Source organism: Cobetia amphilecti, assembly GCF_032923285.1.
Lineage (GTDB): Bacteria > Pseudomonadota > Gammaproteobacteria > Pseudomonadales > Halomonadaceae > Cobetia > Cobetia amphilecti.
The window spans coordinates 3,000,963-3,015,924 of record NZ_CP136695.1 but is presented as its reverse complement, the minus strand read 5'-3'; the positions used below and the strand labels follow the sequence as shown (position 1 = coordinate 3,015,924).

The window sequence follows — 14,962 nt, the reverse complement described above, 5'->3', positions numbered from 1 at the left end:
TAATATCGTGGTTCTATAAACCTTGACGACAAGTCCATAAGATACAGTCTCTTACGGTCTTTTGTGTACGAGTCATCAGTCAAGGGTCACGCAGTGATACGGATAGGTCAGCGCGGTAGCGTCAGCAATACGAGCAGCAGTCATCTGGATATCGCTGGCAACAGCAGCAAGCCCCCGCGCGGACGGCAGCCGTCTGGCGGCTCACGACTTGAGCGCATCGCCAGAAGGGTGGTGATGGCACTGACGATGCCCGTGCTGCTGGGCGCTGCGGCCAGCAGTCAGGCGGATGCGGTGATCGCCAGCTGGAATCTCAAGCATGCCGGCTGGAACAACGGCAAGCATCTCGAGCAGGTCGCGGCGGTGGCAAGTCATATGGACCTGATCGGCCTGCAGGAGGTGATGAAGGAGGAGGTCGTCAGCGAGCTCGAGCAGCAGCTTGAGGCGCTGACCGGCGATGAGTGGGACAGCCTGGTCAGCCATGCGGTAGGGCGCAGCACCTATACCGAGCGTTACGCCTATCTGTATCGCGACAAGTCGATCGCCTATCAGGGCGGGGCTACCGTCTATCTCGATCCCGAGGATGTGTTCTCGCGCGAGCCGCTGCTGGCCACCTTCGTCGAGAAGGACAGCGGGCGGGCCTTCAGCGCCGCCAACGTGCATATCGTCTATGGCGACAGCAAGGCGGATCGCGCGCCGGAAATCCGTGCGCTGGCGGATATCTACGACCTGATGAAGGAAATCTCGCCCGGCACCCCGGCGATCATCATGGGCGATTTCAACATGGCGCCGGATGAGCCTGCGTGGGGAGACCTGCGTACCCTCGGCCTGCGCCCGCTGATCACCGAGGGCGCGACGACGCTCTCCAAGACCGATGGCCGCTATGCCTCGCTCTACGACAATATCTGGTATGTGCCGAGCGAATGGCCCAGCGCCAGCGGCGATGTGTTCCGCTTCCCGGACTATCTGGGTATCAGTCATGAGGCGGCGCGTGCCGATGTCTCCGATCACGCCCCGATCTATCTGTCGGTGACCGGCGAGACACTGGCGTTGCTGCCGCTGGACGGCGGCCAGCCGCAGGCGGCGGGCACAGAGGTGGCCAGTCGTGCATCCAACGCCTCCAGTTCGGCGAGTCAGACCTGTATCGACCTCAATACCGCCAACGCCGATCAGCTGGATCGCCTGCCCAATATCGGGCCGGCACGCGCCGCCGATATCATCCGTCAGCGTCCGTGGAGTTCCAGCGGTCAGCTGACCCGCATCAGCGGCATCGGCAAGGGTACGCTCAGCGAGATCGTCGCCAGCGGCATGCTGTGCAGCTGAGCTGTGTTTAGAGCGGGTCTGTTCAACAGGCCAGTCTGAACAGGCCTGTTGTGAACTGATCAGGCCTGAGCCTGAAGAGATCAGTCTCGGTCTCACTCGAAAATGACGAAGCCAGCCATCACGGGCATAGCGTGATGGCTGGCTTCGTCGTCTTGAGGCGGGCAGGCCGTCTTCCTGGTGCCGCCTGAGGTCAGCTCAGATACTTCTCGAACCAGGCAAGGGTTCTGTCCCAGGCGAGCTTGGCGGCCTCTTCGTCATAGCGCGGGGTGGAGTCGTTGTGGAAGCCGTGGTGGGTGTCCGGGTAGATGTAGGCCTCATAGACCTTGTCGTGTTCCTTCAGCGCGGCTTCATAGGCGGGCCAGCCGGCATTGACGCGCTCATCGTGCTCCGCATAGTGCAGCAACAGCGGGGCCTTGATGGCGGCGACTTCCTCGGCGCGCGGCTGGCGGCCATAGAAGGGCACGGCACAGGCAAGCTCCGGATAGGCCACGGCGGCGGCATTGGAGACGCCCCCGCCATAGCAGAAGCCGGTGATGCCGATCTTGCCGGTGGTGCGGTCCTCGCTCATCAGGTAATCGATGGCGGCGAAGAAGTCGTTCATCAGCTTTTCAGGGTCTACCTGTGCCTGCAGCTCCTTGCCCTTGGGGTCATTGCCCGGATAGCCGCCCACCGAGCTCAGCCCATCCGGGGCCAGCGCGATATAGCCGGCCTTGGCCACGCGGCGCGCCACGTCCTCGATATAGGGGTTGAGGCCGCGATTCTCATGCACCACCACCACGCCCGGCAGCGGGCCGCTGGCCTTGGCGGGCTTCACCAGATAGGCGCGCACCTCGCCGTGGCCCTCGGGGGACGGGTAGGTGATGTATTCGGCGACGATGTCGGGGTCCGTGAACTCGACCTGGGAAGCCAGCGCGTAGTCGGGGCTCAAGCTTGCCAGAATCGAGGTGGCCGTCATGCCCGCAACGGCAAAGGCCGCCGCGCGATCCAGAAACTGGCGGCGAGTGATGTTGCCATGCACATATCCGTCGTACAGCTCCAGCAACTCGGGAGCAAAATCCTTTGCAGTGAGGCGGGCCATGTCAGACTCCTGGGCAAGAGAAGGGGCGAGCGAGTCTTGAACATAGCAACCCACCATGACGCTACCAAGTTTTTGCCGGCCTGTTCACCGAGTCTGTCATTTTCCGGGTATGTCATTGGCTGTGTCAGGTATTTGCCGAGTCAGGTATTTGCCGAAGCGTGCGTGAGCCGGACGTGAGCCGGATTTGAACAGGGCAGGCGTGAGCAGGGCGGGTGTGGGAAGCACTGGTGTAGGAAGGTCTGGCGGCACCGCCTGGCTGGGTTGAATGGACGTGAGCCGAGTCGCGCATATCGCCAGTCGCGACCGTGCGCATTGTGACTGCAGGCGTCAATCATTATCATCTGCGCATGATTCATGCTGATAGCCGAGCTGCCTGGCGGCTCCGGTGGGCCCTGATGCATGGAAGTTCACTTCCTCCTCCTAGTGGCAGACCTTGCTGGTGATTGAAAAAAGTCCGATGTCTCCCCCCGCGCACGCTCAGGCCTCAGCGCCTGAGTCGTCGCCTACGCTCGCCCAGCAATACCGGCGCTTCGCCTGGAAACGTGTGGTGATTCTCGCTGCGCTGGGCCTGGCACTGCTGTTGGCCATCCTTGGCGACATCATGACCGGCCCTGCCGATCTCGCGCTGTCTGATCTGCTGGGCGAACTCTTCAATCCCGGCTCGTACGGGCCGATCAATGAAGCCATCGTCTGGCAGATTCGTCTGCCGACGGCGGTGATGGCGGCGCTGGTCGGTGCAGCCCTGGGGCTTGCGGGCGCCGAGATGCAGACCGTGCTCAACAACGCCCTGGCCAGCCCCTTCACGCTGGGCGTGGGTGCCGCGGCGACGCTTGGCGCCTCGCTGGTCATCATCCTGGATGTCGCCTTGCCGGGGCTGCCGCCCAGCTACACCATCGCGCTGATGGCCTTCGTGTTCGCGGCGCTGTCGATTCTGGCCATCGATGCCGTGGCCTCGCTGTATGGCGCCAGTCGCGAGGTCATCGTGCTGTTCGGCATCGCGCTGGTCTTCGTGCTCAACGCCGTCAATGCGCTGGTGCAGTTCGTGGCCAGTCCCGATGCGCTGCAACAGCTGGTGTTCTGGACCATGGGCAGCCTGTCGGAAGCCTCCTGGGAGCGAGTCGCGATCATCGCCAGTGTGCTGGTCGTCTGCCTGCCCTTCGCCATGCGGCGTGCCTGGGCGCTGACAGCGCTGCGTGCCGGGGAAGACCATGCGCGCAGCTTCGGCGTGCCGGTCACTCGCCTGCGCCGCACGGCGCTGCTGCGCGTCAGTCTGCTGGCGGCAGTGGCGGTGGCCTTTGTCGGCACCATCGGCTTCATCGGTCTGGTCGGGCCGCATATGGCGCGTCTGGCGCTGGGGGAAGACCACCGTTTCTATCTGCCCGGCAGTGCGCTGGCGGGGGCGCTGGTGCTGTCCCTGGCCGCGACGGCCAGTGAGTCGCTGGTACCCGGACTGGTGCTGCCGGTGGGGATCGTGACCTCGTTGATCGGTATCCCCTGTTTCCTCGCCTTGCTGCTCGGACAGCGCAGGGGGCAGGGATGAGCCATCACGTCTTTGATTCGCAAGCATCCTTGAAGATCTCGCAGCTGACCACCGGCTATCAGCGGCGCATGATCTTCGATCAACTCGATCTGCCACCGCTGCCGGCGGGCTCACTGGTCGGTGTGCTCGGGCCGAATGCGGTCGGCAAGTCGACCTTCCTCAAGGCGATTGCCGGCATGCGTCCGGCCAAGGGCGACATCCACCTCGGGGAGCTTGCGCTGTCGTCGCTGCACGGGGCGAATCGCATGCGCCATGTCGGCTACCTGCCGCAGACGCTGCCGCAGCCGACCAGTCTGGTCGCCTACGAAGCCGTGGCCAGCGCCTGTCGCGCGGCGCGTGCCGAACTGAGCCGCGAGGCCACTGACTCGCTGGTCGAGCAGGTCTTCGCGCGCCTGTCGCTGCATTCGCTGGCCTTCCGGCGCATGGACACGCTCTCCGGTGGTCAGCGTCAGATGGTCGGTCTCGCCCAGGCGCTGGTGCGCCAGCCACAACTGCTGCTGCTGGATGAGCCGACCAGTGCGCTGGACCTGCGCTGGCAGCTGGCCTTGATCGAAGGCGTGCGCGGTGTGGTGCAGGAGCAGCAGGCCATCTGCCTGATCGCGCTGCATGACATCAATCTGGCGCTGCGTTTCTGTGATCAGATCATCCTGTTCGCGCCCTCCGGCCTGTTGGCCACCGGGGCCCCGCGGGAGGTGATCACTGCCGAGCATCTGCGTGAGGCCTACGGTATCGAGGCGCGTATCGAGAGCTGCTCGCTGGGCCATCCGGTGGTGCTCACCGACCGCGTCGCCGATTCGGCCCACGCCGACATTGGCCATATCACGCGCGATGCCGGAGCCAGACGATGATGGCGGTGCGCAAGACTGAGCCCAGAAGCGAGCCAAGAAGACTGGCAGGCGCCTGTCTGCTGGCACTCGCCAGTGTCTTCGCAGGCGCCTTCTCGAGCGCGCCGGGCAACCTTGCCCAAGCCACCGAGCCGGCCGCCAAGGGGCAGACCCAGGCCAGCTTTCCGCGTCAGGTCACGGATCTCGCCGGGCGCGAGGTGACACTTGCGGCCTCACCGCAGCGCATCTTCCTGGCCCAGCCGCGCCAGCTGTATGCGCTGTTGACGCTGCTGGATGCGCCGCTTGAGCGCATCGTCGGCTGGGCCTACCCCTTGGCGGTGTTTGACCCGGCGATGACCGAGCGTCTCGAGACGCGCTGGCCGCAACTTGCCACGCTGCCAGCGCTGAGTCGCGCCTCGACCCCGAGCCTCGAGGGCGAGGCCCTGCTGGCGCTGACGCCGGACCTGGTGCTGTTCGATCTCTCCCAGCGCTCGCGTATCGAAGGCTCGCCGCTGGCGGCGCTGCTGGACGAGGTCGGCACTCCCTACCTGTATGTCGAGTTCAATCACCATCCGCTGCAGGATGCTCCGGTCAGCGTGCGCCTGCTGGGCGAGGTGCTCGGCGTCGAGGCACGTGCCCGCGAGGTGGATGACACCATCGCGGCGCATCTGGCGCTGATTGACGAACGTCTGGCGACGATAGCCGAACGGCCGCGTGTGCTGATCAACATCGCACCGGGCGTGAAGGTGGATTGCTGTCGTACCAATCTGCACAACGGCGTGGCGGACCTGGTCACGCGGGCTGGCGGGCGCAATCTGGCCGCTGAACTGGCGCCGGTCAGCGGTGCCACCCTCAGCAAGGAGTGGGTGCTGGCACACCCGCCCGAGGCGATTCTCAATACCGGTGGTCAGTGGGCCAAGGGCGATGGCCTGCGTGCCGGCATCGGCATCTCGGGTGAGGATATCCAGCGCGATCTTGCGCGCATGGTGCAGACACTGCCCGGCTGGCAGTCGCTGGATGCCGTCAAACAGGGCCGGGTGATGGCGCTGTGGCATGGCTTCCACCAGGGGCCCTATGCCATCGTCGCGCTGGAGGCCATCGCGCGCTGGCTGCACCCAGAGACCTTTGGCGACCTCGACCCCATGTCCACCTTTGCCTACCTGATGAATGACCCGACGCTGTCGCGCAGCAGCGGCCACTTCTGGGGCCAGCTGGCGCTTGAGGCGCCTGACACGCCCCAATGAGCTGATCGGGGCTGGTGCCTGCAGGTGCTCGGGGACGGAAGTCGTATTTTCTACTTGAGGCTTTCCTGAAACGATGGGGCGACGTTGTCATCGTCCTATGATGTTATCGCTCGGCGTAGTCATCGCCCGACGATGGCATCGCCCGAGGGTGTCATCGCCTGATGAAGACATCGGGCCAGCGACGGGAGGCCCATGTCAGAGCAGGATGACCGCAAGCCCACAGTGACGGTCAGCCCGGTGCGCAGTGCGCAGCTGGTGGCAATCGTCCTGGCGCTGATCGAGCTGTTCCAGGGAGATTGGCAGGGTGCCCTGCTGCTGGGCGGGATAGGTTGGGTGATCGGGCTTTTCAAGCATCCGCGCTGATAGGCGGCGCGAGTGGTACGTCTTTTCCGTGACAGGAAATCAGGGGGTAATGTGGCCAAGACACGCATGGTGACCCAGTTCGGCATGGGCACCTCCATTCGCAGCCAGAACTACACCGAGGCGGCGGCACGTGGCATCCGCGATGCCCTGTGGCACAACTCGCTCAACGTGGCGGACGCCTTCGGCTTCCCCAAGGAGGCGATGCTGATCGAGGTCGAGATCGGCGTGCAGCAGCCCGACAAGGTCGACAGTGATGCCCTGCTGGGCATCTTTCCCTACGGTCAGCCCAGTGTGCGCGTGGTCAAGGGCGGGCTGGACGTCGCCAAGCCGGATGGCAGCGGGGTCAGCGTGATCGCCAATGTCGCCATCATCGTGTCATTCGACATGGCGGCCACCGGCGCGGCGGCCGCCGGTGCGGCGCCCACTTCTTCCGCGGCCGGGCAGTCGGCAGGAGGTCAGTCATGAGCGAGCAACGCATCATTCTCGAGATGGGCACCGGCAATGACCTCTACGGCATGGACTACACCAAGGCTGCCTGCCGTGCGGTGCATGACGCCTTGCATCATTCCTCCATCGTGATGTTCCAGTCACTCGGCATCGATCACCACCAGATGCGCGTCGAGGTCACCATCGCGGTCCAGGAGCCGGACGCCGTGGATGTGGACGCGGTGGCGCGCGAGCTTCCCCGTGGGCGCGCCGAGGTGACTGTGGTGCAGGGCGGTCTCAATGTGCATGACGAGGTCAGTGGCCAGACGCATGTCATCGCCTCGGCCGCCATCGCCGCCATGCTCGATATCGACCACGACGCCTGGCAGCTGTGTCAGTCATAGGCAATGCGCGAGCGTGCTGATTGAGGTCGTGTCGGCCAACGAAGAAAGCCCCCGTGCGTCAGTGACGCACGGGGGCTTTGCGGTTTAGGTCAGGTGGCGCAGGCGCTGATTACAGCGAGCTGATGCGCAGCACCGGCTTGACGGTCAGGCCTGATTTCGAATCCGCGAAGGCCTGTTCGATGTCATCGAAGTCATACATCTGGATCAGCTTGTCGAAGGGGAAGCGGCCTTCCTTGTAGTAGCCGACCAGACGCGGGATGAAGACGCGCGGCACGGCGTCGCCTTCGATCACGCCGATCATCGACTTGCCTTCCGCCATCAGGTCGTGGTGCACGTCCAGGGTCACATCGTGGGTCAGGCCGACGATGGCAGAGGTGCCCAGCGGACGCAGTACCTGCAGGGAACTGCGCACCAGCATCGGCACGCCGGTGGTCTCGAGGGAGAATTCGCTGCCGCCATCGGTGATGCGCTTGATCTCGCCGACCAGGTCCTCGGTCTTGCCGTTGACGCTGTGGGTCGCGCCCAGCTCATGGGCCAGCTCCAGACGGCTCTCGTGCAGGTCGACCGCGATGATGTTCTTGCAGCCGGCGATTTTGGCCGCCATCACGGCACTCAGGCCCACGGCGCCACAGCCGAACACGACGAGACTGTCACCGAAGCCCGGCTTGAGGCGATTGAGGATGGTGCCGGCGCCAGTCTGGATGCCGCAACCCAGCGGACCCAGCAGGGCGAGATCGACATCGCTGTCGACCTTGACGGCTTGCGCTCGCTGACCACGGCGTGAGTGGCGAAGGACGACTGGCCGAAGAAGGTGGCGACGTCATGGCCGTCACAGCTCAGGCGCTTGCCGCCATCATCCATCACACCGCCGAAGTTGAGCTCACCGCCACGCTCGCAGACGGTCGGGTGTCCGGTCAGGCAGTGGCTGCAATGGCCACAGTGCGCGAAGGACAGCACCACATGGTCGCCCACTTCCATGTCGCGGACATTGTCACCGATCTGCTCGACCACACCGGCACCTTCATGGCCGAGCACGATCGGATAAGGGGCGATGCCCAGGTCGCGTGCGGCGGCATCGGTATGGCAGACCCCGGTGGCCACGACACGTACCAGAATCTCGTCACCCTTGGGGGACGCCAGTTCGACGTCCTTGAGGTCGAAGGGCTGGCCTTGGGTGGCGGTGACGGCGGCGCGAATTTTCATGGTGCTGATCCCTTTGATGATCGAGTGATGGCGTAGCGGCAACCTTCAGGGGCGTCGTTGGGCGGCGTGCCGTTCGGGACAGTTCTCTTGACTGTTTCAGGGCTTTCGCAAGTCGTTCAGGACTGTCTAGCGTCGTTCAGGACTGTCGCAAGTCGCTCAGGGCTGCTGGGTCGTGACATGGGCGATCACTGACATGCCGATGCGTACCTTGTCGAAGTCGGGCTGGTTCGGGTCGAACACGATCTTGACCGGCATGCGCTGGGTGATCTTGGTGAAGTTGCCGGTGGCGTTCTCGCTGGCCACGGCCGAGAAGGCGCTGCTGGAGGCCGGTGCGATGCTGTCGACATGGCCAGTGAAGGTCTTGCCCGGCAGGCTATCCAGCGTCATCTCGACCGGTTGGCCCGGCTCCATCTCGGCCATCTGGGTCTCGAGATAGTTGGCGACGACATAGGCTTCCTTGTGCGGCACGATGGCCAGCAGCGAATCACCCGGTTGCACGTAGGCACCGACACGCAGTGAGCGCTGGGTGACGATGCCGTCCTTCGGCGCACGAATGACGGTATAGCCGGTGTTCAATTCTGCCTGCTCGAGCGCTGCACGCGAGCGTTCGACCTCGGCCAGGGCTTCCACGCGCTGGGCTTCAAGGACGCCGATCTGCTTTTCCGCCGAGCGCTGAGCCGCCTGGGCCTGCACGAGATTGGCTTCCCAGATGCCCTGCTGTTCATCGGCCTTTTCCTTGTCCTGCTGGGAGGCGGCGTTGGTCATGCGCAGGCTGCGGTAACGCTTGGCATCATTGCGCGCATAACGCAGCGAGGCCTGGGTGGACTTCACTTCGGCGATGGACTGCTGGACGACGGCGTGCTGACGCTCGATGTTGGCATCCAGGTCACCGACCGCTGCCTGCTGGGCGGCGAGATCGGCCTGGGCGGAGTGCAGGGAGGCCTGGTAATCGCGGTCATCCAGCGTGGCCAGGACCTGGCCTTCCTTGACCACTTCGTTGTCTTCCACCAGCACCTTGTCGATCTGGCCCGCGACGCGTGTGGTCACCATCACGCTATCGGCGCGCACATAGGCATTGTTGGTGGCTTCGCGGCCATCGTGGCCCTTCCAGTAGAGGCCCGCGTAGGTCGCGACCAGCAGGAGCGCCAGAACGCTCAACAGTAGGGTGGTACGTGTCTTGTTCATGTCGGTGTCGTATCTCGTCGTCTATGTCGAAGAAGGGGGGGAGTGGCTGAATCCTGGCTGGCGGGCAGCCGCCGGCTTTGTCTGTGTCTATGCCCCGGAGGGTTGTGCTTGAGGGAGCTGAGACTGAGGGGGCTGAGACTGAGAGCGCTGTGCTGGCTCTGGTTGAGGTGCCGGTGCCGGCGCCGGTTGGGGCGGATAGGCGCGGATCGGCAGCACCATGACCAGTATCAGCAGCGCCACCACGAAGGGGATGATGGCGAGGTAGGCATCCGCATAGCTCATCACGGAGGCCTGCTCGGAGATGCGCGTGGTGATATCGCTTGCCGCATCGACCTGGATGAGTCCGGCGGGCTGATTGCCCTGCAGGCCGAGTGCCTCGCCCAGGCGAGTGGTGTGCAGGGCTTCACGCGTGACGAGGAAGCTTCCGTAGACCGTGGAGGCCACCACCGTGAACAGGGCGCGCAGCGAGTTGACCATCGCGGTGGCGAACGGCCCTTCCAGCGGGCTGAGCGCCCCGGTGGCATTCATCAGCAGCGGTACCACCACCATCGGCTGGCCCAGGGTGTTGAGCACCTCGATGAGATAGAAGTTGTCGCGATTCCAGTCGCTGGTGAGCTGCGAGCCCAGCAGGCAGCTGATCAGGATCAACACCAGGCCCGTGGCCATCACGTGGCGGCTGTCGACGCTCTTGCGATTGATCAGCGCCGCCACCAACGGTGCCAGCAGCAGCTGCGGCAGGGCCATGGTCAACATGACCGGGAACAGCTGCATGGGGCGATAGCCTTGCACTTCCCCCAGGAAGGCGGCGGGAATGGTGCCGGCGGCCAGGGTCAGGAACATGAAGGTACACAGGGTGATGATGCCGAAGGCAAAGTTGCGGCGTGCCAGCAGCTGCAGCTTGTAGAGTGGCATCGGGTGGAACCACTCATGGATCAGGAAGGTCACGAAGACCAGCCCGCCCGTGGTCAGCAGGGCGACGATCAACGGCGAGTTGCCCCAGTCGAGTCGCTCACCCTGGGTCATGCCGGCGACCAGCGCGCACAGGGCGGTGACGCCCAGCAAGGCACCGAGCCAGTCGAACTGCTTGCAGCGTTCCAGCTTGAGCGGGTCCTGCGGCAGGCCCCAGGAAACCAGTGCGGCGGCGAGAAGGCATACCGGCGCGGTTTCCCAGAACACCAGATTCCAGTCGCCCAGGTCGCCATAGAGAGCGGCCAGCGGTGCCGACAGATAAGGGCCGAAGGTGGCCGTCATCGCATAGGCCGACAAGCCATAGAGCTTGCTGTGCCACGGCAGGAAGCGCAGCGCCGACATCATCAGCAGCGGCAGGATGCTGCCGGAGGCCAGGCCCTGGGCAACGCGCAGCCCCGCCATCAGCGGGAAGCTGTCGGCCAGGGGCACCAGCAGCGAGAACAGGGCCAGTGACAGGCAGGCACCGATCGCGAAGCGGCGCAGGCTGAAGGTGACGGCCAGCCAACCGGCGAGCAGCATCATCGAGACTTCCGCCGCGCTGTAGAGGGTGGTCAGCCAGCTGCCCTCATCGTGGGAGAAGCCGAAGTGTCCGACCACATCCGTCAGGACGGTCTGCGTGACACGCTCTCCCACACCGGACATCAGTGATGCGAGCAGAATGCCCACAAGACCGAGTGCGAGTCGTAGATTGAAGGGTTGAGGAGCGGCCACTGTAGAGTTCCCGTTTTGAGGTGAAGCGCTAGACACCTTGGGTGTCTCGTTATGCGGTACACTGTACCACTTGGTGGTTTCGTTAGGCAGGTAGTTAGCTTGTTAAGGAGTTGTGTCTGTGTCCACAAGAGAAGGTAGTGGCGTGCAGGTCGTGGCCAGGGTGGCGGCGATTCTCAAGAGTCTGGAAGGCAGTGAGCAGGGCATGAGCCTGGGGGAGATCGCCGCCAGGAACGATCTGCCGCGCTCGACCGTCAAGCGGCTGGTCGATGCGCTGGCCCAGGAAGACCTGCTGGAAATCCACGGCCATGGCGGGATACGGCTCGGCTCTGCGCTGATGCGGCTGGCGCGCCATAGCCAGCTCGATATCACCACGCATGCCAAGTCGTTTCTGGAGGCGTTGAGCGGCACCACCGAGGAAACGGTGGTGCTCTGCAGTCTGAGCGGCAACGAGCTGCTGATACTGCACTCGGTGTTGTCGCCGCTGCCGCTGCGGGTATCGCCGATGGCCGGCAACTTCCTGTCATTGCATGCGACAGCCAGCGGCAAGGTGCTGCTCTCGCATCTCGAGGACGAGCAGGTGGAGCGCCTGCTGGGGACGGATCTCACGGCCTACACGAACAACACCCTTGCGATGCCGGCACTGCTGACGCAACTGGCCGAGGTGCGTCGCACCGGCATCGGCCATGATGAGGACGAGCATATGCAGGGAGTTGGCGCGATCGGAATCGGCCTGGAGACCAGCCAGGGCCATTACTCCGTGTCCGTGGTCGGCCCCTCGTGGCGCATCAGCGAGCGCAGGGCGGAGATTCAGGCCGCGCTGCAGGCGACCCGTGACGAGATGCTCAAGGCCTTTCGTTCACTCAAGTGAGGGCGTCCCGCCAAGGCAGCAAGGCTGCCATGTGCGGCGGCTGATCGAACGGCGAGATAGTGGAGAGGGCGAACAGGAAGGCAGGCACAGCAACGCCGCTCACCCGAATGGGGCGAGCGGCGTTTATTTACGAGGCAGCACTCAGAGACAGAGCTGAGAAACTGAGCTTGGAAAGAGAGTTTATAAAGAGAGTCTAGAAAGAGAGCTCAGAGGCCAGGGCTCGCTCAGGCCTCTCTGGCCGCGATCAGCTGGTCCGCCAGGGTCATCAGCTCCGCGGCGATGAAGTCAGGGGCCGGCACATTCTCGGCGGGCAGCACGGCATTGTGCGGGCGCGTCAGCAGGGCGCCCTGCATGCCGGCGGCCTGGGCACCGATGGTGTCCCACACATGGCAGGCGATCATGCACATGTCGCCCAGTTCGACCTCGAGCTGCTCGGCGACATGCTGATAGGTGGCCGGCGCCGGCTTGAACTGCTTGACGCTGTCGACGCTGAAGTGCTGCTCGAAGGCCTCGCTGATACCGGCCTTCTCCAGCGGCGTCGGGGAGGCGCCTGCGGGGGAATTGGTCAGCGTCACCAGACGGAAACCGGCCTGCTTGAGGCGCTCAAGCGCCGGGGCGACATCGGGATGGGCCGGCATCTCGGCCATGCGCGACTTGAGCTCCTCGATATCGTCATCCGCGAGTCTGACCTGATGGATGTCGGCGACCATCTTGAGGGCGCCCACGCCGAGCGCACCGAAGGGGGTGTAGCGTTGTGAGAGCGTCATGGTCTGCGAGTACAGCACCAGCTGTGCGAACCATTCGCGCAACACGCTTTCATCACCGAACACGCGTGAGAACAACGGCGAGAGAGTGGTGATGTCGAGCAGTGTCTCGTTGACGTCGAATACCAGTACGTCGGGAAAGGTCGTGTCAGACATGGTGACTCCTGGGGTGATATTTCAGACATGCAGTGGACGCGAAGCGAGGTAGCAGGCCGACGAGTAGCGTCAGGGGGGCAGTGCCAGCGGATCAGCGCCAAGGAATCAGCGCTGGCAAGCCCGCGTCACTTTCTTCATGACGCAAGACTACCCGTTGTTGAGCGATTGCTCAAATCATGGCCGTTGGCAGTGTGATGACGCCGGTCAGAGGTCTGGAATGGCACCGGCAGTCTCAGCGCCAGACGGCGGTCGATATTTTCATGATCAAATGTTGTACAAACATTGAATTTACGCCATATTGCGTCGCAGAAGGGCTGAAAAAACCAAGAAAACAGCAGGGGTAAGGGACAATGAGCAATATCGCTATCTGGATGGGGCTTGGCTTGGCCGTCACCTTTGTGCTGTTGGCGACTGGCGTCTTTGACAAGCTACTGACCCGTATCGAGCAGGATGATTCGGCGCGCAAGATGAAATGATCTGCTGGCGGTGACAGCCGAAGGGATTCACGTAAAACCCACCCTCCAGGGTGGGTTTTTTCATGCCCGTTTGGCGACAGAACCTGCAGGGCATGCGCGCCTTGCGGTTTCGCGAGTCTGAAGCCGGCACGTCATCGGTCAGCGAATGTAGTCTTGCGTATCGCTGTGTAATCATGGAGAAGTGATTTGCTATCGGGGTGTTCGTCGCGGTCATGGTGACTGGCGAGTCGCGATGAGATCAACGTGCTGAACACGCCAGCAAGTTACCACTGGTTAACGTTTCGAGAAATGTCGCCCACAAGTGAGAGTTGTACAGATATCACATCATGGATAGTGTGAGTTCAGCGGGTTTTACAGAGTATGAGGGATGTTCACACCGTAATGGTTACCTGAACGCGTGTGATCATTGCCGTGAATTCAATCAGTGTGGCTTCAGGGAATCGAATCATGGATGAGAAAGCCAACGCCGTTCTGTCCTGCCCGGTATGTAACTGCCTGAGCATGGATTACCAATATCATGAGCGCTCTGATGATTACCTGGTGCACTGTGGTGAGTGTGCCGAGTTCATCGGCACCTGGTCGTTGTTGCAGCGTGAGCTTGCAGTGCAGAAGGCACGGATTGCCTTGCTCAGTCCGGAACTCGCCAGTCAGAGTCTTTACCGTCGTGTGCGCAGCATGCCCGTCATCCACTGAGGCGTGAGCGGGTGAGCTTTCGCTGAGCTCGCTCCGACTAAAGGTCATCGTGTGTTGCTCTCGAGGTTCCTGTCGGGATGTCTCGAGCATGAATGTCAGATACAACAAGGCCCCGCCATGGCGGGGCCTTGTTGTATCTGACGTCTGCGGCCGTGCTCAGTTCTGGTAGGCACCGGCGGCGTAGGTCATTTCATAGCTGTGGCTATAGACCTCGAGGATATTGCCGAACGGGTCTTCCATGTAGACCATGCGGAACGGCTTCTCACCCGGGAAGTACTCGCGTACCGGCATGCGCTGCTTGCCGCCGGCGGCGACGATGCGCTCGGCCAGACCTTCGACGTCGGGGTCCTGGACGCAGAAGTGGAAGATGCCGGTCTTCCAGTACTCGAAGTTGTTTTCCGGCGTCTCGTGGTTCGGGAATTCGAAGATCTCGACACCGATACGGTCGCCGGTGGACAGGTGGGCGATGCGGAAGCTGCCCCAGCCCGGACCGAAGACATCGCTGCACATCACGCCGATGGCGGAGTCATCTTCGGTGATGGTGGTCGGCTCCATCACCACGTACCAGCCCAGCACCTCGGTGTAGAACTTGACCGCGGCTTCCACATCACCGACGGACAGGCCGATGTGGGAGAAGGTGCGCGGATACGGTGTGTTCTTTTCGTTGCTCATGAGTCACCTCGATATGTGAGTCGTGAAGGAAATGGCTCGGTCACTGCCTGCGTGACGTTGGAAGCC

The 14,962-nt window shown here is 63.2% G+C and carries 17 protein-coding genes; 10 read left to right on the top strand and 7 right to left on the bottom strand.

The features are described 5' to 3' along the window. Positions 1 to 234: 234 nt before the first annotated feature. On the top strand, positions 235 to 1,320 hold the full coding sequence (locus R1T44_RS12860) for an endonuclease/exonuclease/phosphatase family protein (RefSeq protein WP_317292149.1): 1,086 nt from the start codon (positions 235 to 237) through the stop codon (positions 1,318 to 1,320). Positions 1,321 to 1,510: 190 nt separating this feature from the next. Here the strand turns inward: R1T44_RS12860 and yghX are convergent, their stop codons facing one another. Continuing rightward, entirely contained in the window at positions 1,511 to 2,398 is an 888-nt protein-coding gene (gene yghX, locus R1T44_RS12855; protein WP_317292148.1) for a YghX family hydrolase, read from the bottom strand. A 457-nt stretch (positions 2,399 to 2,855) separates the two neighbouring features. On the opposite strand from yghX, the gene R1T44_RS12850 reads away from it, so the two are divergent. The 6 genes from R1T44_RS12850 to R1T44_RS12825 all read left to right on the top strand — a co-directional run bounded on the left by R1T44_RS12850 (position 2,856) and on the right by R1T44_RS12825 (position 7,199). Further along, entirely contained in the window at positions 2,856 to 3,938 is a 1,083-nt protein-coding gene (locus tag R1T44_RS12850) for a FecCD family ABC transporter permease (protein WP_317292147.1), read from the top strand. Then, entirely contained in the window at positions 3,935 to 4,786 is an 852-nt protein-coding gene (locus R1T44_RS12845; RefSeq protein WP_153636179.1) for an ABC transporter ATP-binding protein, read from the top strand. Before R1T44_RS12850 ends, R1T44_RS12845 begins: the two co-directional genes overlap by 4 nt. Next, positions 4,783 to 6,006, top strand: coding sequence for an ABC transporter substrate-binding protein (locus R1T44_RS12840; RefSeq protein ID WP_317292146.1), 1,224 nt, complete (start codon positions 4,783 to 4,785; stop codon positions 6,004 to 6,006). Before R1T44_RS12845 ends, R1T44_RS12840 begins: the two co-directional genes overlap by 4 nt. 192 nt (positions 6,007 to 6,198) lie before the next feature. Continuing rightward, complete coding sequence (locus R1T44_RS12835; protein WP_317292145.1) at positions 6,199 to 6,369, top strand: hypothetical protein; 171 nt, start codon at positions 6,199 to 6,201, stop codon at positions 6,367 to 6,369. Between the two features lie 51 nt (positions 6,370 to 6,420). Then, positions 6,421 to 6,834, top strand: a complete 414-nt coding sequence (locus tag R1T44_RS12830) for a Lin0512 family protein (protein ID WP_317292144.1) — start codon at positions 6,421 to 6,423, stop codon at positions 6,832 to 6,834. Next, a complete protein-coding gene (locus tag R1T44_RS12825; protein WP_317292143.1) occupies positions 6,831 to 7,199 on the top strand; it encodes a Lin0512 family protein in 369 nt (122 codons plus the stop codon). Before R1T44_RS12830 ends, R1T44_RS12825 begins: the two co-directional genes overlap by 4 nt. 109 nt (positions 7,200 to 7,308) lie before the next feature. Here R1T44_RS12825 and R1T44_RS12820 read toward each other — a convergent pair whose 3' ends face one another. The 4 genes from R1T44_RS12820 to R1T44_RS12805 form a co-directional block, all read right to left on the bottom strand. Beyond that, complete coding sequence (locus tag R1T44_RS12820; RefSeq protein ID WP_317292142.1) at positions 7,309 to 7,803, bottom strand: zinc-binding dehydrogenase; 495 nt, start codon at positions 7,801 to 7,803, stop codon at positions 7,309 to 7,311. A gap of 8 nt (positions 7,804 to 7,811) precedes the next feature. Beyond that, positions 7,812 to 8,402 carry an alcohol dehydrogenase catalytic domain-containing protein gene (locus R1T44_RS12815; protein WP_317292141.1) on the bottom strand — a complete coding sequence of 197 codons (591 nt, stop codon included), beginning with the start codon at positions 8,400 to 8,402 and terminating at the stop codon, positions 7,812 to 7,814. A gap of 156 nt (positions 8,403 to 8,558) precedes the next feature. Then, on the bottom strand, positions 8,559 to 9,587 hold the full coding sequence (locus R1T44_RS12810) for an HlyD family secretion protein (protein ID WP_317292140.1): 1,029 nt from the start codon (positions 9,585 to 9,587) through the stop codon (positions 8,559 to 8,561). Positions 9,588 to 9,674: 87 nt separating this feature from the next. Beyond that, on the bottom strand, positions 9,675 to 11,267 hold the full coding sequence (locus tag R1T44_RS12805) for an MFS transporter (protein ID WP_317292139.1): 1,593 nt from the start codon (positions 11,265 to 11,267) through the stop codon (positions 9,675 to 9,677). Positions 11,268 to 11,385: 118 nt separating this feature from the next. Here R1T44_RS12805 and R1T44_RS12800 point away from each other — a divergent pair, with 118 nt between their 5' ends. Then, a complete protein-coding gene (locus R1T44_RS12800; RefSeq protein WP_197738678.1) occupies positions 11,386 to 12,135 on the top strand; it encodes an IclR family transcriptional regulator in 750 nt (249 codons plus the stop codon). Between the two features lie 224 nt (positions 12,136 to 12,359). Here the strand turns inward: R1T44_RS12800 and R1T44_RS12795 are convergent, their stop codons facing one another. After that, positions 12,360 to 13,055, bottom strand: coding sequence for a haloacid dehalogenase type II (locus R1T44_RS12795; protein ID WP_213114751.1), 696 nt, complete (start codon positions 13,053 to 13,055; stop codon positions 12,360 to 12,362). Positions 13,056 to 13,405: 350 nt separating this feature from the next. Here R1T44_RS12795 and R1T44_RS12790 point away from each other — a divergent pair, with 350 nt between their 5' ends. Together R1T44_RS12790 and R1T44_RS12785 are read left to right on the top strand one after the other, a co-directional pair. After that, positions 13,406 to 13,531 (top strand): hypothetical protein, encoded by a 126-nt coding sequence (locus R1T44_RS12790; RefSeq protein ID WP_263643033.1) that lies wholly within the window; start codon positions 13,406 to 13,408, stop codon positions 13,529 to 13,531. A gap of 447 nt (positions 13,532 to 13,978) precedes the next feature. After that, positions 13,979 to 14,224, top strand: coding sequence for a hypothetical protein (locus tag R1T44_RS12785; RefSeq protein ID WP_043333917.1), 246 nt, complete (start codon positions 13,979 to 13,981; stop codon positions 14,222 to 14,224). Positions 14,225 to 14,380: 156 nt separating this feature from the next. Here R1T44_RS12785 and R1T44_RS12780 read toward each other — a convergent pair whose 3' ends face one another. Beyond that, on the bottom strand, positions 14,381 to 14,896 hold the full coding sequence (locus R1T44_RS12780) for a lactoylglutathione lyase family protein (protein ID WP_043333918.1): 516 nt from the start codon (positions 14,894 to 14,896) through the stop codon (positions 14,381 to 14,383). Positions 14,897 to 14,962: the final 66 nt, after the last annotated feature.

Bases quoted from the DNA above. Each gene is read 5' to 3' on its own strand.
- R1T44_RS12840 (WP_317292146.1), top strand. From the start codon at position 4,783: ATGATGGCGGTGCGCAAGACTGAGCCCAGAAGCGAGCCAAGAAGACTG.
- R1T44_RS12810 (WP_317292140.1), bottom strand. From the start codon at position 9,587: ATGAACAAGACACGTACCACCCTACTGTTGAGCGTTCTGGCGCTCCTG.
- R1T44_RS12845 (WP_153636179.1), top strand. From the start codon at position 3,935: ATGAGCCATCACGTCTTTGATTCGCAAGCATCCTTGAAGATCTCGCAG.
- R1T44_RS12815 (WP_317292141.1), bottom strand. From the start codon at position 8,402: ATGAAAATTCGCGCCGCCGTCACCGCCACCCAAGGCCAGCCCTTCGAC.
- R1T44_RS12850 (WP_317292147.1), top strand. From the start codon at position 2,856: ATGTCTCCCCCCGCGCACGCTCAGGCCTCAGCGCCTGAGTCGTCGCCT.
- R1T44_RS12780 (WP_043333918.1), bottom strand. From the start codon at position 14,896: ATGAGCAACGAAAAGAACACACCGTATCCGCGCACCTTCTCCCACATC.
- R1T44_RS12795 (WP_213114751.1), bottom strand. From the start codon at position 13,055: ATGTCTGACACGACCTTTCCCGACGTACTGGTATTCGACGTCAACGAG.
- R1T44_RS12785 (WP_043333917.1), top strand. From the start codon at position 13,979: ATGGATGAGAAAGCCAACGCCGTTCTGTCCTGCCCGGTATGTAACTGC.
- yghX (WP_317292148.1), bottom strand. From the start codon at position 2,398: ATGGCCCGCCTCACTGCAAAGGATTTTGCTCCCGAGTTGCTGGAGCTG.
- R1T44_RS12825 (WP_317292143.1), top strand. From the start codon at position 6,831: ATGAGCGAGCAACGCATCATTCTCGAGATGGGCACCGGCAATGACCTC.
- R1T44_RS12860 (WP_317292149.1), top strand. From the start codon at position 235: ATGGCACTGACGATGCCCGTGCTGCTGGGCGCTGCGGCCAGCAGTCAG.
- R1T44_RS12835 (WP_317292145.1), top strand. From the start codon at position 6,199: ATGTCAGAGCAGGATGACCGCAAGCCCACAGTGACGGTCAGCCCGGTG.
- R1T44_RS12790 (WP_263643033.1), top strand. From the start codon at position 13,406: ATGAGCAATATCGCTATCTGGATGGGGCTTGGCTTGGCCGTCACCTTT.
- R1T44_RS12820 (WP_317292142.1), bottom strand. From the start codon at position 7,803: ATGGCGGCCAAAATCGCCGGCTGCAAGAACATCATCGCGGTCGACCTG.